Origin of the sequence: Alicyclobacillus fastidiosus, from assembly GCF_026651875.1 — a bacterium.
Classification (GTDB): domain Bacteria; phylum Bacillota; class Bacilli; order Alicyclobacillales; family Alicyclobacillaceae; genus Alicyclobacillus; species Alicyclobacillus fastidiosus.
Window position 1 is genome coordinate 2725131 of sequence record NZ_CP104067.1, and the last position, 21110, is coordinate 2746240.

General features: G+C 57.3%; 22 protein-coding genes. 14 read left to right on the plus strand and 8 right to left on the minus strand.

Annotated features, from left to right (window positions below; all coding sequences use genetic code 11):
- Positions 1-13: 13 nt before the first annotated feature.
- From NZD89_RS13565 to NZD89_RS13575, 3 genes are read right to left on the minus strand one after another with little or no spacing between them, the layout of a single operon-like run.
- Positions 14-1444, minus strand: a complete 1431-nt coding sequence (locus NZD89_RS13565) for a LutB/LldF family L-lactate oxidation iron-sulfur protein (protein WP_268008216.1) — start codon at positions 1442-1444, stop codon at positions 14-16.
- Positions 1441-2190 (minus strand): (Fe-S)-binding protein, encoded by a 750-nt coding sequence (locus NZD89_RS13570; protein ID WP_268008217.1) that lies wholly within the window; start codon positions 2188-2190, stop codon positions 1441-1443. The genes NZD89_RS13565 and NZD89_RS13570 overlap by 4 nt, the downstream gene beginning before the upstream one ends.
- Entirely contained in the window at positions 2187-2897 is a 711-nt protein-coding gene (locus NZD89_RS13575) for a FadR/GntR family transcriptional regulator (protein ID WP_268008218.1), read from the minus strand. The genes NZD89_RS13570 and NZD89_RS13575 overlap by 4 nt, the downstream gene beginning before the upstream one ends.
- Before the next feature lie 113 nt (positions 2898-3010).
- Between NZD89_RS13575 and NZD89_RS13580 the strand changes: the two genes are divergently transcribed.
- The 3 genes from NZD89_RS13580 to NZD89_RS13590 all read left to right on the plus strand — a co-directional run bounded on the left by NZD89_RS13580 (position 3011) and on the right by NZD89_RS13590 (position 4829).
- Entirely contained in the window at positions 3011-3490 is a 480-nt protein-coding gene (locus tag NZD89_RS13580) for a hypothetical protein (RefSeq protein ID WP_268008219.1), read from the plus strand.
- A gap of 345 nt (positions 3491-3835) precedes the next feature.
- Positions 3836-4375 carry a GNAT family N-acetyltransferase gene (locus NZD89_RS13585; RefSeq protein ID WP_268008220.1) on the plus strand — a complete coding sequence of 180 codons (540 nt, stop codon included), beginning with the start codon at positions 3836-3838 and terminating at the stop codon, positions 4373-4375.
- Positions 4376-4481: 106 nt separating this feature from the next.
- Positions 4482-4829 (plus strand): hypothetical protein, encoded by a 348-nt coding sequence (locus NZD89_RS13590; RefSeq protein WP_268008221.1) that lies wholly within the window; start codon positions 4482-4484, stop codon positions 4827-4829.
- 106 nt (positions 4830-4935) lie between these two features.
- On the opposite strand, the gene NZD89_RS13595 is transcribed toward NZD89_RS13590, so the two are convergent.
- The gene (locus tag NZD89_RS13595) at positions 4936-5313 is read right to left on the minus strand and encodes a hypothetical protein (RefSeq protein WP_268008222.1); all 378 of its coding nucleotides are present in this window, start codon (positions 5311-5313) and stop codon (positions 4936-4938) included.
- Positions 5314-5546: 233 nt separating this feature from the next.
- Between NZD89_RS13595 and hemQ the strand changes: the two genes are divergently transcribed.
- Positions 5547-6305 (plus strand): hydrogen peroxide-dependent heme synthase, encoded by a 759-nt coding sequence (gene hemQ, locus NZD89_RS13600; protein ID WP_268008223.1) that lies wholly within the window; start codon positions 5547-5549, stop codon positions 6303-6305.
- A 113-nt stretch (positions 6306-6418) separates the two neighbouring features.
- Positions 6419-7606 (plus strand): amidohydrolase, encoded by a 1188-nt coding sequence (locus NZD89_RS13605; protein ID WP_326492932.1) that lies wholly within the window; start codon positions 6419-6421, stop codon positions 7604-7606.
- 324 nt (positions 7607-7930) lie between these two features.
- On the opposite strand, the gene NZD89_RS13610 is transcribed toward NZD89_RS13605, so the two are convergent.
- Positions 7931-8659, minus strand: a complete 729-nt coding sequence (locus NZD89_RS13610) for a M48 family metallopeptidase (protein WP_268008224.1) — start codon at positions 8657-8659, stop codon at positions 7931-7933.
- A 127-nt stretch (positions 8660-8786) separates the two neighbouring features.
- Here NZD89_RS13610 and NZD89_RS13615 point away from each other — a divergent pair, with 127 nt between their 5' ends.
- Positions 8787-9038 (plus strand): hypothetical protein, encoded by a 252-nt coding sequence (locus tag NZD89_RS13615; protein ID WP_268008225.1) that lies wholly within the window; start codon positions 8787-8789, stop codon positions 9036-9038.
- Positions 9039-9331: 293 nt separating this feature from the next.
- On the opposite strand, the gene NZD89_RS13620 is transcribed toward NZD89_RS13615, so the two are convergent.
- The 3 genes from NZD89_RS13620 to NZD89_RS13630 form a co-directional block, all read right to left on the minus strand.
- On the minus strand, positions 9332-9835 hold the full coding sequence (locus NZD89_RS13620) for a permease (RefSeq protein WP_268008226.1): 504 nt from the start codon (positions 9833-9835) through the stop codon (positions 9332-9334).
- A 19-nt stretch (positions 9836-9854) separates the two neighbouring features.
- On the minus strand, positions 9855-11198 hold the full coding sequence (locus NZD89_RS13625; RefSeq protein ID WP_268008227.1) for a glycosyl hydrolase family 18 protein: 1344 nt from the start codon (positions 11196-11198) through the stop codon (positions 9855-9857).
- 74 nt (positions 11199-11272) lie between these two features.
- Positions 11273-11974 (minus strand): molybdenum cofactor biosynthesis protein, encoded by a 702-nt coding sequence (locus NZD89_RS13630; RefSeq protein ID WP_268008228.1) that lies wholly within the window; start codon positions 11972-11974, stop codon positions 11273-11275.
- A gap of 64 nt (positions 11975-12038) precedes the next feature.
- Between NZD89_RS13630 and moaC the strand changes: the two genes are divergently transcribed.
- The 8 genes from moaC to NZD89_RS13670 all read left to right on the plus strand — a co-directional run bounded on the left by moaC (position 12039) and on the right by NZD89_RS13670 (position 21004).
- A complete protein-coding gene (moaC, locus tag NZD89_RS13635; protein WP_268008229.1) occupies positions 12039-12551 on the plus strand; it encodes a cyclic pyranopterin monophosphate synthase MoaC in 513 nt (170 codons plus the stop codon).
- Positions 12552-12763: 212 nt separating this feature from the next.
- Positions 12764-13852 carry a Leu/Phe/Val dehydrogenase gene (locus tag NZD89_RS13640; RefSeq protein WP_268008230.1) on the plus strand — a complete coding sequence of 363 codons (1089 nt, stop codon included), beginning with the start codon at positions 12764-12766 and terminating at the stop codon, positions 13850-13852.
- A gap of 168 nt (positions 13853-14020) precedes the next feature.
- A complete protein-coding gene (gene lipA / locus NZD89_RS13645; protein WP_268008231.1) occupies positions 14021-15016 on the plus strand; it encodes a lipoyl synthase in 996 nt (331 codons plus the stop codon).
- 18 nt (positions 15017-15034) lie between these two features.
- Positions 15035-15697 (plus strand): lipoyl(octanoyl) transferase LipB, encoded by a 663-nt coding sequence (lipB, locus tag NZD89_RS13650; RefSeq protein WP_268008232.1) that lies wholly within the window; start codon positions 15035-15037, stop codon positions 15695-15697.
- A 72-nt stretch (positions 15698-15769) separates the two neighbouring features.
- The gene (locus tag NZD89_RS13655; protein ID WP_268008233.1) at positions 15770-17419 is read left to right on the plus strand and encodes an acyl-CoA mutase large subunit family protein; all 1650 of its coding nucleotides are present in this window, start codon (positions 15770-15772) and stop codon (positions 17417-17419) included.
- 35 nt (positions 17420-17454) lie between these two features.
- Positions 17455-18297, plus strand: a complete 843-nt coding sequence (mce, locus tag NZD89_RS13660; protein ID WP_268008234.1) for a methylmalonyl-CoA epimerase — start codon at positions 17455-17457, stop codon at positions 18295-18297.
- Entirely contained in the window at positions 18290-19834 is a 1545-nt protein-coding gene (locus NZD89_RS13665; protein ID WP_431308609.1) for an acyl-CoA carboxylase subunit beta, read from the plus strand. The genes mce and NZD89_RS13665 overlap by 8 nt, the downstream gene beginning before the upstream one ends.
- Positions 19835-19885: 51 nt before the next feature.
- Entirely contained in the window at positions 19886-21004 is a 1119-nt protein-coding gene (locus NZD89_RS13670; RefSeq protein WP_268008236.1) for a M20/M25/M40 family metallo-hydrolase, read from the plus strand.
- Positions 21005-21110: the final 106 nt, after the last annotated feature.

A 21110-nucleotide genomic window follows, 5' to 3' on the forward strand; every position in this document is an offset into this window, starting at 1 on the left:
GAAATCAGTCTTGTTAACGTTGGCTACCCCCTTCTGTGAGCTTTGGCCACAAATCGCGGAACGATTTCTTGGGGACCTTGGGGAAGTCTCGGCTCGCCGTCCATCCGGCCAACGGACCGATTTTCGCCTTGATTTTTCCGTCCTTCACCAATGGATTTTGAAACGATCGCGCGAGGCGGATGGCAAATCTGTAGTGACTAGAACGTCCGAAGACCTTTTTATATCCTTGAAATGCAAGTCGCTCCATGCGCTTTCCGTGCCCGTTTGCAACCTGTCGCTGCCGCTGGTGTACGAGCATATCATGTAGGGGAATTCGCACGGGACAAGCCTCGTAACAAGCCCCGCAGAGACTGGATGCGTACGGTAAGTCGCGAAACTCCTCGCCGTCGTTTAACAGCGGGGAAAGCACTGCCCCTATCGGCCCGGGGTAGACGGAACCATACGCATGCCCGCCGATTTGTCGGTAGACTGGACACACGTTGAGGCACGCCCCACAGCGAATACAGTTGAGAATGGATTGGAACTGTGGGTCACCTAGTTGTTTCGAGCGGCCGTTGTCGAGGATGATGACGTGCATATCGGACGCTCCGTCGCCATCTTCGGCGTGTTTTGGTCCCGTCACCATCGACATATAGGTGATGACGTTCTGGCCGGTTGCGCTCTTTGGCAAAAGGTGAGCCATGACCTCGAGATCTGCGAGCGTGGGGAGGACGCGCTCCATGCCCATGATGACAATGTGCGTCTTTGGCAGGTTCATCACCATATCTGCGTTGCCTTCATTCGTGAACAGGACGATGGAGCCGGTGTCTGCGATGCCAAAGTTACAGCCGGTGATACCGATGTCGGCACTGAGAAACTCGGCCCGCAACCGTTGCCGCGCAAAGGCCGTCAAGTCGCGGGTCTCCGTGGAGAGGTGTTTGGCACCTGCAGCTGCGAAAAGGTCGCGGATCTGCTCGCGGTTCTTGTGGATGGCGGGGATGATGATGTGTGAAGGCGCCTCGTTTGCAAGTTGAATGATATACTCGCCGAGGTCGGTTTCGACGACGCCCACACCCATCTGTTCGAGGTGGTGATTGATATGAATCTCCTCAGACACCATCGATTTTGATTTGACCACCTTGTGCGCATCCTTTTCGCGCACGATGGCTTGAACGGCGCCCACGGCTTCGGCTGAGTTTGCTGCAAAGTGCACAGTTGCACCCAGCGCCTCGAGTTTTTCTGCAAATTGGCTAAGATATACGTCCAAATTGGCGATGGTGTGTGCCCGAATTGCCTCCCCGCGCTCACGCCAGGCCTCCCAATTGCCAAACGACTCCGTGACGGTCTGTTTTTTGTTTCGCAGCCGGTCTGTTGTGAAGCGCACCGCTTTGCGCAAGAACTCATCCTTCATGGCGATTTGCGCCCGGTCGAGGACACCGGCAGCTGTTTTTGTATCCGCTGTCATGCCGTCGTCACCTCCTTCGCTATTTGCATCCCCTCGTATAAGAGTTCGGCCAGATGCATGACTCGCACCTGTGAATTGGTACGCTGTAATCGGCCGCCGATGTTCATGAGGCAGCCCATGTCCGTTCCCACCAGGACTTGTGCGCCAGTTTCTTCGACGTGCTCCGCCTTCTCGTCGGCCATGGCGCCAGAAATATCGCCCATTTTCACGGAAAACGTCCCACCGAAGCCACAGCAGTCGCGAGCATACGGCAGCTCGACGAGATTTATGTCCTGCACGCTCGTGAGCAGTTGTAGCGGTTCATCCTTGACGCCAAGTAGCCGGGAACCGTGACAGGAGGGGTGGTATGTAACCGTATGTGGAAAGCGTGCGCGGACGTCGGTCACGTTCAAAATGTTCACCATAAATTGAGAGAATTCGAACGTTTTGTCCGCGAGTTCGACGGCACGTTGATGCCATTCTCGACTATTTGCGAAAAGTTCCGGGTAGTAGTGCCGAATCATCCCCACACAAGAACCCGACGGACTCACCACCACGTCGGCATCCTCGAAGGCACGAAGCAGTGTTTTGCCGACTTCGCGCGACTCGGCCGCGTATCCGCTATTAAAAGATGGTTGCCCACAGCAGGTTTGTTCGGGCGGAAACAGGACTTCACACCCTTGTGCCTGCAGGATGCGGGTCATGGCTACGCCCACGTTGGGGAAGACGCTATCGACGACACACGTGACAAATAGACTCACCTTCACGGACCATCGCCTCCCGAGAGTTGGTTGAACACATGTTGCAAATGGAGCTGCATCGCCGTTGCAGCAACTTCCTCGTCGCGCTTTTCGATGGCCTCGAAAATGGCCTTGTGTTGCTCGAACAAGCGCTTTCCTTCGCCGGGGATTTGGTAGAGGGCGAGGCGGCTTGAGAGAAGTGCAGACTGAATTTTGTCTGCGATGGTGTCCATCATAATTTGCATGTAGCGGTTGTGGCTCGCCTTCGCGATGGCGTAGTGAAAGTCCCAATCCGCCTTCTCACCAAGTTGTGCACTTCCTAAATCACTTTCCATCCGGGAGAGAATTTGGGACAGCCGTTCGAGATGGTGTTCCTGTCGCCGACGGGCGGCATAGCGACAGGCCCCCGTTTCAACCGAGATGCGCAGTTCCAAGAGCGCCTGGACGTCGTAGTTCGACATCAGCTCAAGACGTTCAATACTATGTGTGAGATTGTCGGCGTCCAACGGAGAAACAAACGTGCCGTGGCCGTGCCGAACCTCGACGAGGTTGGACGCGCGCAACGCACTGATGGCTTCGCGGACGGCAGCTTGACCAACGCCTAGCGTTTGCGATAGCGACTTGACTGAAGGTAGGCGGCTGCCGGGCGCAAACGTCCCGTCGAGGATGGCCTGTTTCAGCCGCCCGATGACGAGTTCATACGTTTTGGCTTGTTGCACAGGGCCAAGCCCCATGTGGTCACCTCCTGTATATAGCTGACCCGATGTTTAAGTCATCTGATGTCTGCAGGGTACCATTTGTTTTATTCTGAATCAATCGTCAATTTCGATGGGTATGAGAGGCTACCGTGAACGGGACTGCGGTCCTGGGGCAGGGTGAGCGGGAAATGTGCGATGTCGATGGACAGACGAGGAATCGGACGGGCGTATTCCGCGAGAGAGCGGTTCCGGGCGTCGGTCGAGCGAGCGCGGGTCGGCGAACGTGCCTTGCCAACCCATTCACCGCGCAACCGACGCAGACGGAAGCGATAAAACACCTACCTGAGCTGTGGGCGACGGTTACGCCCACCACCCAGATGGCAGGGAGTCGTCGTCGAGCGCGCGGGGTTTTGCTTGCTGCATTCTTTCGAGCCGGCTCAGTCTGCGTTCAATTCTATCTAATCGGCGTTCATGGCGCGCCAAACGTTCTTCTACTCGAGTGTGCGCCGCCGGATAGGCCTCGGCTTGGGCCGGATACTGCTGCGGGTACTGGGGTTGATAGGGTTGTTGTGGATAGTACGGCTGTTGGCCGGGTTGGGGAGCCATTTGACGGTATAGATCGTACATAATTGATATTTGCCTCCTCGGAATGGGTATTTCTCCTGATGCCTAAACATATGTGCCCCGTGACAGTTGACGGCAGGGACAAAAGCCTATCTGTTGCACGGCTAAAGTCTTGCGGTCGGCAGTCGAGCGAATCGCGGCGCGTGGGCGGATGCGCCCGCGGGTCCACCTCCTTATGTATAGCGTTCTTCTCCACGCTGTATTGTGGAAACCTAGTATGATTAGCGAGGGTAGAACCTGCCGCGGGCTTTCCAACAGCAAGCGGACAGCGACCGCGCGCGGCACTTGGAGACGCCCGTGGGGGCTTTTGCGCGACAGTTCTGACTAGGAGCGAGATAGGAGGCACTTTTGTGGCAGAACAGGCAGAGGTACAAATCTCCTTCGCGAAAGGTGTGGAAGAGGAGCGCTGGCTTAGAGCACTCTGGCGGAGTGAGTGGGGAGGTGACAGGATGGTCAGTCGCGGTCACGTCTACCATCTCGACGACTTGCAATCCATCGTGGCGAGGACGGGCAAACAACTGGTTGGAGCCGCGACTTACCGGTTCGACGGCGACGCGGGCTGCGAATTGATGAGTATCAACGCAACGAATCAGGGCGGTGGCGTCGGAACAAAGTTGTTGTCGGCTGTCGAGGCACAGGCGCGCGACGCAGGGCGCACGCGAGTATGGCTCATCACGAGCAATGACAACGTGGATGCGCTGCGCTTCTACCAGCGCAGGGGCTATCGTTTGGCGGCGCTGTACCCCGGAGCGATCGATCACGCCCGGAGCATCAAACCGGCCATTCCGCTCGTCGGTGATCACGGCATCGCAATTCACGACGAGATTGAGTTGGCGAAGGCGCTTGTCGAATCTGGTGCGGGTGCAAGCCAGTCGGGGGGTGGGGAGTGAACTGCTGTCTCGCCTTGTTCCCTAGCCGGCGTACGGTTTGTTTTTCTATCGTAGTTTAGGGCAAAATAGGGGACGGTGTGAACAGTTTCCTAAACGAGGTGTATACATGAACGATTTGGATTGGGATGCTGTCGGGCGTTCCGACGTGGTCGAAGACGAGGCATCCGACGAATCGGGGCGAACGGTTTCCCTTGCGAGCGTCGATATCGACCTGTTGAAATTTGAGCGGGATGACGACGGGGAATTGGTCGTAACCGGGGGAGAAGTGGGTCTCGACGACTTGCGCACCGTCGTCACCGTGCGCGGTTGGATGAACGCAGACCAGGAGTTGGACATTGAGATCTTGTATCAAGAGGAAGATGAGAAGTGGGTCGACGAAAATGAAGACATTCAGGAAGAGATACAGGGTGCCGTTCAAGATTTGACTCACCATTTCCTCGGCGAGACAAACTGAAATTCATAGAGTTCTGCGACTCGGGTCAGACCAGGGGGCGAAAGGACGCACCCTGGTCTGTACCCTGTTAGCCCTTCGGGCCAATCGGCGCTTGCGTCTGCGGAAGTCATTCGGGTGAAAGCTCGGAAAGGCGCGGGTTCCCTTGCCGCTGGTCCGACGGGCGTCGTCTTCTTTGCACCCACGCGCAACTCAGGGCGAGCACGAGGGCGACGCCGCACCATATCCACACCGTTTCGTCGAAATAGATAATGGCCACACATGCGGACCAGAGTGTCGCGATGCCAAACATCGCCAGGGCGACCCACCGATTCCAGAAGATGAGTCCCGCGCCTAGCAAACTCGCGAGGGCGACGATCAATTCCGCCACGCCTGCTGCCGCCAGCTGAGGAATGTCGTTGGTCGCCCCGGCTTCTGCTATCCAGAACCCACTAATGACGACGTACACCCCGAACACGGCCGCCACGGTACAAATTGCCGTTCTCACAACCCATTCTCCTCTCCATACTACCGTTACTAGCGTTGAAAACGCCTGTTGAAAGTGAACGTGTCCGATGCAATGGCTCATACACTCAATCTATGAATCTCTCGCGGCGTTCATGACCGTTTCGTAGAGTACCCCGCAATTGTCGACAAGAAGAGGTGAAGATTTCGATTCTGCCGCTCAGGGTTGGTATAATATAGCGGGCTACCTTACATACGAAAGAAGGTCTGTTTAGAATGAGTGCACCAATCACGTTGGATGGGTGGTACGTGTATCACGAGTTTCGGACGATCCGTTGGGATAGATGGAAGAGCTTGAGTGAAGGAGAGCAGCACTTCGTTCTGCGGGAGTGGAACCAGTTTGCCGACGAGCAGCGCAAGCTTCAAGACGCTCGCCAAGGTAGTTTTGGTCAATTCATCATCGCGGGGAGCAAGGCTGACCTGTTGGTGATTCACATGCGCCCGACCATCGAGGAACTCAGTCAGCTGAAGGCACAGATGGCACGAACCAGGCTGTTTTCTCTCAGCGATTCTACCTACTCCTACATCTCGGTCGTGGAGTTGGGCGGCTACAACGCGAGACCTGGCGTCGATATCGAGCAGGACGAGGCGCTTCAAGCTCGCCTGAAACCGTCTATGCCGACGCATTCGCATATCTGTTTTTACCCAATGAACAAGCGCCGCCTCGGTCAGGACAACTGGTTTATGCTCAGCGAGGAGGAGCGGCGTGAGTTCATGAAGGCGCACGGTATGATCGGCCGACAGTACGCGGGAATTGTGAAGCAGATCATCAGTGGATCCGTCGGTTTGGACGATTGGGAGTGGGGCGTCACGTTGTTCGCGAATGACCCGCTTCAGTTCAAGAAGTTGGTCTACGAGATGCGATTCGACGAATCCAGCGCCCGTTTCGCTGAATTTGGGCCGTTCTATGTGGGGCATCAGGTCGATGACCGCGCGCTTGGTGAATGGTTGATCGGTGTTCCAGAAACGAACTAGCACGGCGCGTCGGATCGCGAGAAAAATGCCAAAACGTCTGTCGGCGTGGAGTCAATCCGTGATAACTTAGATAGTGAGTGAAGAGACTACATCTTTCGTTAGGAGCGGGGCACATGGCATTGAACGTGTTGTCAATTGATTCGATGGTCCAGTCGGTGGAAGAGGATGTCATCGCTTGGCGCCGCCATCTGCACCAACATCCAGAGGTGTCCTTTCAGGAAAGAGAGACAGCACAGTTCGTGTACGACCGATTGTCGACGTTTCCTCATCTCCAGCTGACTCGGCCCACGCCGACCAGCGTTGTGGCGCGGCTATCCGGTGCCCGGCCCGGCAAGACGCTCGCCCTGCGCGCGGACATGGATGCGCTGCCTATCTACGAGGAGAACGACGTTCCCTACTGTTCGCAGAAGGAGGGCGTGATGCATGCCTGTGGCCACGATGGGCACACCGCCATGCTCCTCGGCGCGGCGAAGGTGCTCGCAGAGCGCCAAGCTGACATCGCGGGCGACATTCTATTCGTGTTTCAGCACGCGGAAGAACTGCTTCCCGGTGGTGCGGCAGAACTGGTGGAGCAGGGCGTGCTCGATGGCGTCGATGCCGTCGTCGGTCAGCACTTGTGGCAGCCGCTGGAAACCCAGAGGATTGGCATACGGGCAGGTGAGCTGATGGCGTCTCCTGACACGTTCTACATTACGATTCTCGGTCGGGGTGGCCACGCTGCACAGCCGCATTTGAACGTCGATCCCATCGCCATCGGCGCGCAGGTGGTCACGAATCTCCAACACGTGGCATCGCGGCTGAAAGATCCGCTTCATCCGTTCGTCCTCAGCGTCACGAAGTTTATCGGCGGTACGGCGGACAACGTCATCCCAGGGTCGGTTGAGCTCTGCGGAACCGTGCGCACCTTCCGGGAGGAACTGCGAGACGATGCAGCGGCGTGGATGGAGCGCATCGTCCGCGGAATCACCGAGGCCCACGGCGCGTCCTACACGTTTCGGTACGACAAGGGCTATCGTCCGGTGATCAACGATGAACAGCTGACCGCGTTTGTTCAGGACGCGCTCGTCGAAGCCTTTGGAGCGGATATGGTGACATCCACGGCTCCGACCATGGGGGGAGAGGACTTTTCAGCGTATCAAACGGTTGCGCCTGGGATCTTCTTCTTCACGGGTATTCAGAACGAGGAAAAGGGCGTGATGTTCCCGCATCACCACCCTCGCTTTGACATCGACGAAGACGCTTTGCGTGTGGGCGTCAAAGCGTTTTTGGCGATTGCGCTACGCTTTGCAGCAACAGCGTAACGTACAGTCGTTCGAGTTGCGAGAGCGGCCGTCATCGGGCGGCCGAAACCACAGCATATGAAAAACCATCGCAGTCTGCCACGGGCGGTTGACTCAATCCCGCTCTGCTTGCACCACATACGCTACACCAGATTCCAATGAGGGGGTGTAGAAATGTACGGAGCATTTGGTGGGTACACCCGTTGGGCAGTTGTGTTCCTGATTATCTTCGTGCTGTTTATCCTGTTAGTTCCTTACGCAGTGCCGACGACTGCTTGTTAACCACCCCGCTTTAGGAATGACTAGTGGAAGGAGTGCGGTATTTTATTCCGCACTCCGAAACGCTCACCGCGTATTAAAGAACATTCCATCTGGCTGTAAATCGTGCAGGCGCTCGCCATGGCGGTACAGCCAGTTTCGGTGTGTTTCAAACTCTGGCATCATCGCTCGCACTAGTTTCCAAAATTGGTCACTGTGATTCATCTGCTCGAGGTGGGCCAGCTCGTGGACGACGACATACGCTTGCACGTCTTGCGGGGCTTGGATTAACCGCCAATTCAAATTGATGTTCCGCTTACTCGAACAACTTCCCCAACGGCGTTTTTGCTCCTTTACTACAATCCGATTCGGCACGAGGTGAAACTGTTGTGCAAGGGCTTGTGCGAACGGGTGCAGCCGCTGTGCCGCAATTTCTCGGAGCAGTTCGTACACCGCTCGATGACAGTCGGCGTCTGAGCAGTACGGCGGTACGAGAATGGCCTGTTCGGATTTGGCACACGCCGGCGCTTGTACATTGGAAGTTTGCACGATGGTCCAATCTTTTCCGAACAACAAAATGCGATCTCCAGGGGCAACCGGTCGTTTCATGCGGTTCGTGGTCCTCTCGAGCTCATTCAACACCCAAGTTTGGTGCTGTCTGATCACTCGCTCGATGGAACTCTGCATCACTCGCCTGGGCGCGCTCACCTGAAGCGTTCCATCGACCACGCGCAGGATAACCCGCACTTGTCGCGCGCGGGGAGGAACCCGTACATAGGAGATGACGCTTCCGTCCCCAAGCGTAAGGTGGTTCATGCAAGTGGCCTTCTTCCTACATCGTTAGCATTCGGGAGTCAGTTATGACCATTGTAACCGATTGGGCATAACTGTGTAGTCGTGGCACAGTCTACAAGTATGAAGCCATCAGAAACGGAGTGTGCGCATGAAGGTCCGTACCCTATGTGCTGTTGCTATCACCAGTGTGCTGCTCGTGGGATGTGGCCAGTCCGAGGACGACGCAAAGCGCCAGGCGGCCATCGCCAGCCAGGCCTTGCCACTGTCCATCGCGGACAAGCCTGCAGGAATTCAGTTGCCACGATGGCAGAATACCGTCACACCCACATTTACATTCGCAACGAGAACGGGAAAGTCATCTTTTACTCTCCAGACCCGGAGTGGAACGGACACATCATGAACATTTACTACGTCCCGCGCGACGACCTGGGACGTACGCGGTCACGAACTACCCAAGGTGTTTTACGTGATGGCGCGAACGGATGTCAACCAGACGACGATTGAGAAAGTCACCTGGCACGATCACGCGCTGCGCATCTCCGGGGGCGAAAGTCCGGTTCAATGACGGGCCCAAGCGCATCGACGAGAGACGTGGGCAGGGCTTATTGTCAGCGACGAGGGAACGACCCACGCACTATCTGACTGGGTTGTTTGGCCTGGTCGATAGGGTGAACACCAGGCCACGTCCGGACGTTACTTTTCGGGTGGGAATTTAGCCCATACGATGTCGAATAGGACGCCGCCAATAAACGCCATCAAAATGGAGATGACGGTTCGGTAGACGGTGAAGCGAAGGCCGAGAAACGGCAGTTCTGCAGGAAGTCGCGTGACAGAGACCAATTGCCAAGAAGTCATGAATGCGAACACTGCGCCAGGCGTTGCGCCCGCCGCCAACAAACCGGCCGCCAAAGGGTACATCGCCCACCGCGATCCGGTGCCCAAGGTGCCCATTAGCGCCGCGATAAAAATGCCGAGAAGCCCAGAGTCGGTGCCGAAGAAGCGGGCGATGAGGGCGGGATCGACCAGTTCTGATACGAGCCCCGCCGAAAACATGGAGACGATGATCCAAGGGGCTGCCTGAAGCAGCATTTCCACGCTCGACTCCAATCCCTCCGCCGCTACGTCCGGGCGCGTCAACGTGAGGGCCAAGTAGGCAATCAGTGTTCCAGAGCCCAGACAAATCAGTGTCTTGTCCATCTATACCTCGCCCCACGCCTCAAGAGACTGTGTTTCGCAACGCGCTCACGACAGACGACCACGTTTTTTTGTCCGACCAATCCAGTGACCAGACCGCCACCCCAGCCAATCCGTTTTCATTCACCAGATTCAAGTCGTCCGAATACGTCGTTTGTGAGGGATACCACATTTCCATGTACCCATCCGTCTGCTGCTGGCGCGTGTACATCAAACCTAATGGGTCATTCCACTGTCCGGTCTGTGCATGGTACTGCGCAAGCGCGCCCGCGATACTGTCGCTGCTGATACCAACCGCTTTACTGGTGACGTGGCCGTTGGTATGAACGTGCCACAATTCCGTGTAAAACGGCATGCCGAGGACCAATTTATCTGTTGGCACGCCGGTATCTAAGAGGTCGTTGACCGATTGCGTGACCCAAGGCATGTCCGCGACGGGGCCCGGATCTTGGTCACCACTCCAGTGTTCGTCGTAGGCCATGAGCACCATCTCGTCGACCGAGTCGGATAGACCCGCGTGAAAAAACGCCGCGCTGTCGTTGAACGGGACGATGTCTGGAGCCACATCCACCGAGAGGTTGACACCTTCCGGGGAAAGTGTGTCGTGCAACTGCTTCATGAAGGCGGTAAACGCATCCCGGTCTGCCGTTGCGACGTTTTCAAAATCCACATTAATCCCGTCGAGGTGATACAGCTTCGCCTGGTAGCTCAATTCGTCAATGAGATTGGCCCTGGCTTTTGGGTTTTGTAGCACTGCATGGGTTAAACTCGAGCTGAAGTCATTGCTGACGAGCACCCACACCTTGATGTTGTGCTGGTGGGCGTAGGTGACTACGTCTGGCAACACCGTTCCCGAGATGTTTCCGGATGCGTCCTTTAACGTGAACCAGGTGGGCGAAGCGACATTGATCCCCGGATTGTCCTTTAGCATCTGAATGCACGCCGAGGACGACGTGGAGGTGAGCCAGCCCATCGCGATTTTGTTGGTGGTTGCCGCCCAAGACGTGATGGATTGAATGAGCGAGGATTGGCCGCTTGTATTCTGCGTCACTTCCGTCTGTGTTTCGGGCAATTGCCCAGTCAACATCGTCAACGGGTCCGTAAATGGCAGGTGGAGTGTGCTGCTCACGGCGTGCAGCACCGTGTTGTCTGAGGCCGATTCGTCTTTCGCGTAGTCTGCGGTCCCGACCAACTGATTCAACTCGACATCGGCTAGTTTGGACGCCTCGAGCGTCGCGACCCGATGCAAGTTGGCTTGGCCGAACATACAAATGACGGCGCCAAAGCAACCGGCGGCGAGGACCATCAGCGCGACGGTTGCTGCGACAAATTGCGTGATCGTGTGACGGAGTTTGTGTGGGAACATTCCGGTCAGCGCTCCTCGACTGAAGATTTTCTACCAGTCTATGAACGAGTGCGCCGGTTTAGAAGATTAGTAAACTATATTTCATCTACGCTTGTGCTCTGTGCGTTCTCCTGCCACACGGAATCCCCGTCCGTGTAGACTTCCTTCTTCCAAATGGTCACTTCTTTTTTGAGGCGCTCAATCAAGGTGCGTGCCGCCTCAAACGCGCTGTTGCGGTGTGGGCTGGAGGCGCCGCAGATCACCGCGATATCGAGCGGGTTGAGCTTTCCCACGCGATGCCACTGCAGCGTCGTCACGCCGTCGAACTGCGCTTCGACTTCGGCTTGAATCTGCTGCATCTGCGACAGGGCCATACTCTCGTACGCCTCGTACGACAGATAGGCGGTCTGTTTATCCCGTGTCCATTCGCGCACGGTTCCCACGAAGATCACCGTGCCTCCGTGGTTGACGTCCTCGAGGTGCCGATACGCCTCTTCGACGACAAGTGGCGCGCTGGAGATTTTCAACAGCTGATTGTCTTCAATCGGGACCGATCCGCCGCCCACAGGTGGAAGCAAGGCGATTTCATCGCTCGGGTGCAGCACGGCGTGTGGGGGAGCCAACACTTGATTGACAGCCACCATGACATTGGTGAGGGCCGGCACTGCCTCCGGGTAGCGCGCCATCAACAAGGGGACGACGCCGTTTACCTCGAGCCCGTCCGGGGCTTCCATCGTGATCTGCTGAGCTTCAAATATTTCGCGCAAGTTGGCGAACAGCCGAACGTGTAGTTGCAAGTTTGGTCACCTCGTGACAGAGTTTATGGCGTATGTGACGCAACGGTCATAGGGAGGAACAGCGATGTCAACGGAACCTAAGTTTACACACCTCACACCAGACGGTCGCCCAGTGATGGTCGACGTCTCGGACAAGCCGACGACGAATCGAGTCGCCATCGCGCAATCGTTGGTACGCATGCAACCTTCGACCCGCGATGCTATTGTACATCAAGCGATTCGCAAAGGGGACGTGCTGTCCATCGCGCAACTGGCAGGAATTATGGCAGCGAAAAAGACGTCCGACTTAATTCCACTGTGCCATCACGTTCCGCTGCACCACGTCTCGCTGGAGCTCACCTTTGCAGACGAAGTCGAGGAGCGCACCGAGGCCGTCCTGTCGATTCAAGCAAAGGTGGAGACAGCCTATCAGACGGGCGTTGAAATGGAGGCGCTCACCGCTTGTAGTGTGGCGGCTCTGACCGTGTATGATATGTGCAAAGCGATGGATCGGGGAATGGTCGTGGAACAGGTGAAGCTGTTGTACAAAGACGGCGGGAAAAGTGGCGTATTTCAGGCAATTTCGACTTCGCGATAACACCTTGGCAGCCAGAGTAGAAACGCGTATTATGAAAACCGAAGTACGGCGTTTCTGGCGCCATCATTGAATGTAAGCGCTTCCTGGAATAGTCCGTCAATTCACTCATGGTAGCCATTTGATAGTCTGCACGCACTTGCATTTTTCAGCCGTAGACAAATCAAGTATGATGTCTATGGCACGTACAATCGTTCGCTCTAGGGGGAAATGGGATGGAGATTTTTTCGTATCTCGGCAAATACGACTACGAGCAGTTGGTCTTTTGCAGCGACGAGGCATCTGGATTGAAAGCGATTATCGCAATCCACGATACCACACTTGGACCCGCTTTGGGCGGATGCCGGATGTGGACCTACGTCCGCGAGGATGACGCAATCCTTGACGCACTCCGTTTGGCACGCGGAATGACGTACAAGGCGGCCGTGTCAGGACTGAATTTGGGCGGCGGCAAAACCGTGATCATGGGCAATCCGAAAACAGATAAATCCGAGGCGCTGTTCCGGTCGTTGGGTCGGTATATTCAAGGCCTGAGCGGACGATACATCACAGCTGAAGACGTCGGTACAAACGTGCATGACATGGACCTCATTCATACAGAAACAGATTATGTTACAGGGATTTCACAGGCTTACGGCTCTAGTGGCAACCCCTCGCCAGTCACTGCGTTTGGCGTGTTTCGCGGGATGCAGGCCACGGCTAAGGCGGCATTTGGCACGGATGACCTGGCGGGCAAGCGCGTCGCCATTCAAGGTCTCGGCAGTGTCGGTATGCAACTTGCCAGACACGTCAAGGAAGTTGGTGGCGAGCTCATCGTGGCCGACATCAACGACGATTCCGTTCGCCTAGCTGTCGAAGAACTCGGTGCGAAGGCGGTCAGCGTGAAGGACATCTTCGAAGTGGAATGTGACATTTTCTCACCGTGTGCGCTGGGTGCCGTGATCAACGATGAGACGGTCAACCGAGTGCGCTGCCTTGCGGTCGCAGGGTCTGCGAACAACCAGTTGGCTGACGACAAGCACGGGGACATCCTCCACGAGCGAGGCATCGCCTATGCTCCGGACTACGTCATCAACGCAGGCGGCCTCATGAACGTCGCGGACGAGCTCGAGGGCTACAATGCGGAGCGCGCGCGTTCCAAGGTGGACAACATCTACAACATCATCGGCAACATCTTCGACCTGTCGCGGACGCAGAACATCCCGAGCTACTTGGCGGCGGATCGACTGGCGGAACAGCGCATTGCACAAATGCGCAATGTTCGCAGCAATTTCTTGCGCGACGAGAAGTCGTTGCGCCGATAAGGTACGTGCGTCAGGTGGCTCCTTTCTTTGTCGGCACAGCGTAAGCGCCCGGCAAAGCGGATGGAGCCACCTGGCTTTGTTCTCGCGCACAGTCTCTTGTACAATACCAGTAGGGTCCCAACCCCTCGCAGGGCGCGCCCAATCTATACGGCTTAGGATGATGCGGGAATGTCGCAGACCAATTTGCAGGCAAAACAAGAAGAAAAAGCGCGGATCATGCAAGAACAGAAAATGTCTCGCCCTGACTGGCTGAAAATCAAGGCCAAGACGGGTGATAATTATAAATCCTTAAAAGAGATCATGCGGACCCAGTCCCTACATACTGTCTGTGAAGAGGCGCAATGCCCAAACATTTATGAATGTTGGGAGCAGCGCACGGCTACCTTTATGATCCTCGGCGATATCTGTACGCGCGCGTGCCGGTTTTGTGCAGTCAATACGGGGCGCCCGACGGAGCTCGACCTTCGCGAGCCAAAACGGGTTGCGGATGCGGTCGTCGCGATGAACTTGCAGCACGTCGTCGTGACGAGCGTCGCGCGCGATGATCTCGCCGATGGTGGCGCATCCGTATTCGCCGCGACCATTCGCGAGATCCGCAAGCGCGTGCCCGACTGTGGCGTCGAGGTCCTCATCCCCGATTTTGGAGGCAACTGGGACGCGCTCAAAGTCGTCATGGACGCGTCGCCGGACATTCTCAATCACAATGTGGAAACGGTCCGCCGACTGTCGGACAGAGTTCGGTCGCGCGCCAAATACGAACGAACCCTCGAGCTCTTGCGCCAGGCCAAGGAGATGCGGCCCGACATCCGCACCAAATCGAGTATCATGGTGGGACTTGGCGAATCGATGGAAGAGGTATTCGAAACCATGGACGACTTGCGCGCCGTCGCCGTCGACATCGTGACCATCGGGCAGTACCTCCAGCCCACGGAGAAGCACTTGTTGGTTGAAAAATTCTACACGCCGACGGAGTTTCTCCGCATGCGGGGAGAGGGCCTCCAACGCGGGTTCGCCCACGTCGAGTCGGGCCCGATGGTGCGCAGTTCCTACCATGCGCACGAACAGGTGCAGCGCGCGGACGGCAAGCCGCTCCAATCGCTTCGAGACGACGAACGCAGGTCTTTCCTCGACGGCTCGGTGTCGAAGACTGCGTCACAAGCGTGACGGGAGGGGGAGATTCGGATGCCAACAACGGTTGAATGGATATCGCTCGGACACCGCCATTACGACGAAGCCCTCGATATACAGATGAAGCGCGCCGAGGCGCTTCTCACGGGTGCCGACGAGCGACAGGCGATTTACACGGTGGAGCACCCTCCGACCATTACGATTGGACGAAATGGTACGACCGACAACATCGTCGCGGATCAGAGCTTTTTGGAAGCGCAGGGATTTGCGGTTCGCCATGTCGATCGCGGCGGCGACGTCACCTACCACGGCCCAGGGCAGTTGGTGGTCTACCCCGTCCTACACTTGGCTCCCTGGGACAATGACGTCAAACAGTACGTTCGCAACCTTGAGGAGTCTGTCATTCAAGCGCTGGCCGAGGTCGGCATCGTGGCACAAAGGCACGAGGAGTACCCTGGTGTGTGGGTGGGGGACGCCAAGATCTGCGCGGTGGGCGCCAGAGTCAAGAAACGGCCGAGCGGTGAGTTTGTGACGTACCATGGCATCGCACTGAATGTTAACACGAATCTAGCTCACTTCCAGACGATTGTACCTTGTGGTATCGCCGATAAGGGCGTCACGTCTATCGAGCGGGAAACGGGTCACGCCGCGGACTTTGGCGCCTGGGAGACGAAACTGCGGCAATCGTTCTACGAAGTCTTTCAATTCGAAGTATAGTTCCATGGCAAACCATCAAAACGGCACACCATCTCCATTCTGGTGTGCCTCTCTATCGTAGGGGGACAGAGCATGGACCAGGACAAACGCGCAGCTTGGGAATCGCTCGTCGCACGCGCCGCATCGCGGAGTCCGGAACGCAAGGACACCTTTGTAAACGCTTCAGAAATCGAAATCGAGCGTCTGTACACGCCGAACGGCAACGAAACTGCCGAATATCACGATAGGCTCGGTTACCCTGGTCAATTCCCTTATACGCGCGGCATTCAGCCGACGATGTACCGCGGGCGCCTGTGGACGATGCGCCAGTACGCCGGATTCGGGACGGCGCAGGCGACGAACGAGCGGTTTCGCTATTTGTTGGAACAGGGTCAAACGGGTCTCAGCGTCGCCTTTGACCTGCCGACGCAAATCGGGTACGACGCGGACCACGCGTTTGCACAAGGCGAGGTCGGCAAGGTCGGCGTCTCCATCTCGTCGCTCGAGGACATGCGAACGCTGTTCGACCAGATTCGCCTCGACGAAGTCAGCACGTCGATGACCATCAACGCACCTGCCTCGGTCTTGTTGGCGATGTACCTCGTCGTGGCCGAGGAGCAGGGCGTGCCGTGGGACCAGGTTCGCGGAACGATTCAAAACGACATTCTAAAGGAGTACGTCGCCAGAGGAACGTATATCTATCCGCCCAAGCCATCGATGCGCATTATCACAGACATCTTTTCCTTCTGTAAGGAAGCGGTTCCCAAGTGGAATACCATTTCCATCAGCGGCTATCACATTCGTGAGGCGGGATCGACTGCCGTGCAGGAAATCGCCTTCACCCTCGCCAATGCCATCGCCTATGTGAGCAGCGCCGTGCGCCGAGGGCTCAACGTCGATGATTTCGCGCCGCGGCTGTCCTTCTTCTTTAATGCGCACAACGACTTTTTTGAGGAAGTCGCAAAGTTTCGAGCGGCTCGTCGGATGTGGGCACAGATCATGAAGGAGCGGTTTGGGGCGAAGGACGAAAAATCACTCCAACTGCGGTTTCACACGCAGACTGGTGGAAGCACGCTCACCGCGCAGCAGCCGGACAACAACGTGGTCCGCGTGACACTTCAGGCCCTCGCGGCGGTGCTTGGCGGCACGCAGAGCCTGCACACGAATAGCCGCGATGAAGCGTTGGCACTGCCGACGGAAGAGTCGGCGCGGATTGCGCTTCGGACCCAACAGATCATCGCCCACGAGAGTGGCGTGGCGAATACAGTTGATCCACTCGGTGGCAGCTACTACGTGGAATCGCTCACGGACGAAATCGAGCGGCGGGCTTGGCAGTACATCGCCAAAATCGACGAGATGGGCGGCGCGGTGGAAGCGATTGAGCAAGGCTACATGCAGCGGGAGATCCACCAGGCGGCTTACCTGACACAGCAGGCGATTGAACGCGGGGAACAAGTGGTCGTCGGAGTGAATCGGTTTCGTTCGGAAGGCGAATTGGAGCCGGAGTTGCTGCGCGTAGATCCGGCGCTTGCACAAGAACAGGCACAGCGCCTCGCGAAGTGGCGGGCGAATCGCTCCCAGGCGGACTGCGACGCGGCGCTCGTGCAACTGCGCGATGCCGCGCAGGGAGAACACAATTTGATGCCACTGATCGTGCAGGCGGTCCGCGCCCGTGCGACGACTGGGGAAATTTGCGACGCCATGCGCGACGTGTTTGGCGAGTACCGACCACAGGTGTTTTAAAACGGGCGGCGCAGACGCGTCAAGGGGGAATTCAGATGCCACAACCGATTCGTGTGTTGATTGCAAAGCCGGGTCTCGACGGACATGACCGCGGTGCGTTGGTCGTCGCCAAGGGACTTCGCGACGAAGGGATGGAAGTCATTTATACAGGGTTGCGCCAGACCCCTGCACAGATTGTGGCTACGGCCATCGAGGAAGACGTCGCGTGCGTGGGTTTGTCCAGTCTGTCCGGGGCGCACATGTCCTTGTTCCCGGAGGTCGTCAAAGGTCTTCGCGACGCGGGTGCAGACGATATTTTGGTGGTCGGGGGCGGTGTCATTCCCGCGGCTGACGCGCGGGCGTTGAAGCAAGTGGGGGTCGCGGAAATTTTCACGCCGGGATCGACCATGCGTGAGATGGCCGAGTTCATTCGCGCGCACGTGCGCGGGCGCGAACCGGTGATTGCGCCGTCGACGCCAGTTGAACAGCTCGATCACATCGGCATTGCCGTGAACGACCTCGAGGCCTCTGTCGCGTTTTATGAGCAGGCGTTTGGGTTGAAACTCGAACGCATCGAAACGGTCGCGGACCAGTCCGTTCGCGTTGCGTTCTTGACTGCGGGTTCCACGCACCTAGAGCTTCTGTGTCCGACGGACGAGCGTGCCGCGGTCGCGAAGTTCCTGGCGAAGCGGGGACCTGGGTTGCACCACATCGCCTTTTCCGTCAAGGACATCGAACGTTCCCTCGCGGCCGCAGCCGAACGAGGGCTGGCGCTTATCGACCAACAGCCGAGACTCGGGGCAGGGGGCAAGAAAATCGCGTTTCTTCACCCGAAGTCGACGGGTGGGGTGTTGACCGAATACTGCCAAACGGTGATGGAGGATGAGGCTCATGCATGAAGATCCGGTGTACGGCCTGCAGGATAGACGGCGGAAGGTAGAACTCGGCGGGGGCGACCAGCGCATCCTCGCTCAGCACGAGAAGGGCAAGGGGACCGCTCGCGAACGCATCGACTGGTTGCTCGACGCCGGAAGTTTTCGCGAACTTGGGACGTTTTCCGCCACGCGCAGCAAATATCCCGGACTCGATGAGGTCGATGCGCCCGGCGAAGGCGTGGTCACGGGTTATGGTACCATCGAAGGGCGCACGGTGTTCGTCTTCGCGCAAGATTTCACCGTGTTTGGCGGCGCACTAGGGGAAGTGCACGCCGACAAGATCGCGAACGTGATGGATCACGCCGCGAAGACAGGCGCTCCGGTCATTGGCCTGTGCGATTCGGGTGGGGCGCGCATTCAGGAAGGCGTGGTGTCACTCGATGGATACGGCCACGTGTTCTACCGCAACGCGATATACTCGGGCGTCATTCCGCAAATCTCCGTCATCATGGGGCCATGCGCAGGCGGCGCCGTGTACTCTCCCGCCCTGACGGACTTTGTCGTGATGGTCGAAGGGACGAGTCAAATGTTCATCACGGGGCCAAAGGTCATTCAGACGGTGACAGGGGAGGTCATCGAGACGGAGGCCTTGGGTGGCGCGCGCGTGCAGCAGGCGAAGAGTGGCGTCGCACACTTCACCGCGACTTCGGAGGCTGATGCGCTCCAACAGGTTCGCCGGTTGTTGCAGTACATTCCCTCTTCCAATCGCAGCACGCCTCCTGTGTCGCCCTTTGCCGAGCCGCTCATCGCGGATGACCGCCTGCGAGAGGTGGTCCCACAAGATGGCACGAAAGTGTACGACGTCAAAGACGTCATTCATCTGTTGGTCGACTCCGACAGCTTTTTCGAAGTACAACCGCTGTTCGCGCGCAACGCGGTGGTCGGGTTTGGCCGCATGCAGGGGCACGTCATCGGCATCGTCGCAAACCAGCCTAAATTCATGGCTGGCGGCTTGGATATCGACTCGTCCGACAAAATTGCGCGCTTCATACGATTTTGTGATTCGTTTCACATTCCGCTCCTGACCTTGGAGGACGTCACTGGGTTTATTCCGGGCGTCAAGCAGGAGCACGGCGGTATTATTCGCCATGGAGCGAAAATACTGTACGCATACGCCGAAGCCACGGTGCCCAAAATCACGGTCATCGTTCGCAAGGCATACGGCGGTGCCTATGTCGCGATGAACAGCAAGGCCATCGGCGCGGATATCGTGTTTGCTTGGCCGAGTGCCGAAATTGCCGTGATGGGGCCAGAGGGTGCTGCGAGCATCATCTATCACCGCGAGATTGCGGCGAGCGCGAATCCAGCTGATGCGCTACGCGAGAAAATAGACAAGTATCGGGAAGAGGTTGCGAATCCATATGTTGCAGCCGGCGCCGGAATGGTGGATGATGTCATCGACCCACGCGATACCCGTGTCAAGCTTTGTGAGGCTTTTGCCATGCTGCGCGAAAAACAGGAAGAGCGCCCTAGCCGCAAACACGGGAACATTCCACTTTGACGGGAAGCGGTCGCGGTCGCTTTCCACAACTGACGATAGGAGCTGGACGCTTTGGAGAGAGAGACAGTAGAACAACTATTCTTGTCGCTCGTGCAAATCGATAGTCACTCGCTGCACGAAGGTACAATGGCGAAACGGTGCCGCGAGGAACTCGAGCGCCTTGGCCTACAGGTGGAAGTAGACGGGGCGGGAGCCCAACTCGGCGGGGAGACCGGGAACCTCATCGGCATTTTGCCCGGATCGAAAGAGCTGCCGAAAGTACTGTTGGCGGCCCATATGGATACGGTTCGACCAGGTGAAGGCATTCGCCCTCATGTCGACGACGATGGCGTTGTCTGGAGCGATGGAACCACGATTCTCGGGGCCGATGACAAAGCGGGCATCACTGCGATTTTGACGGCGCTCAAGGAGATCAAAGACGCTGGGTTAGAGCACGGCCAGATTCAGGTCGTGTTCACGATTGGCGAAGAAATTGGACTGCAAGGGGCCAAACAGCTAAAAGCGGAACAGCTCGACGCCGATTTTGGCCTATCGTTAGATTCCAGTGGCGATATCGGAACGATTGCCATCGCGGGTCCTGGTCAGACGAAGTTCGAGGCGACCGTGACCGGTGTGCGGGCCCACGCTGGCGTCGCACCGGAGAAGGGTATCAGCGCCATCAAGGTGGCGGCGGGTGCCGTGTCGAACATGCCACACGGCCGCATTGACGACGAAACAACCGCGAATATCGGCAGTTTTGTCGGCGAGGGACCGACGAACGTGGTCGCCGACAGGGTGACGATTGTCGGTGAGGCGCGCAGTCGCAATCCACAAAAGATGGCCGATGTCGTACGGCAGATTGAATCGGCGTTTCAGGATGCGGCGAAGGCAGCAGGGGCAGAAGTGGATTTTCGCCATCAGGTGATGTACGAGGGATTCGACTTCCCGGCCGACCATCCGTTGCGCAAGCGCATTGAGGCTTCCCTCACACGTGCGGGATTCACGCCAAATCCGGTGAAAGTCGGAGGCGGTAGTGACGCAAATGTCATTCAAACGCTCGGCGTTCCAATTTTGAATATCGGTGTGGGATATGAAGATATCCACTCGACAAACGAACACATCGCCATTCAAAATATCGTCGATGCAGCGAAGATAGCGGTGCAGTTCTGCACGTTGCCCTTGGGCGAGTAATCCCGCGGGCGTTCGGCGGACGGGCCAAACGAGTGACGACCGACCGGCGGGTGCAGCGCTGACCAACTGCCGACATCTGGCCCGGAGTCGGGCATGCACGGTACAT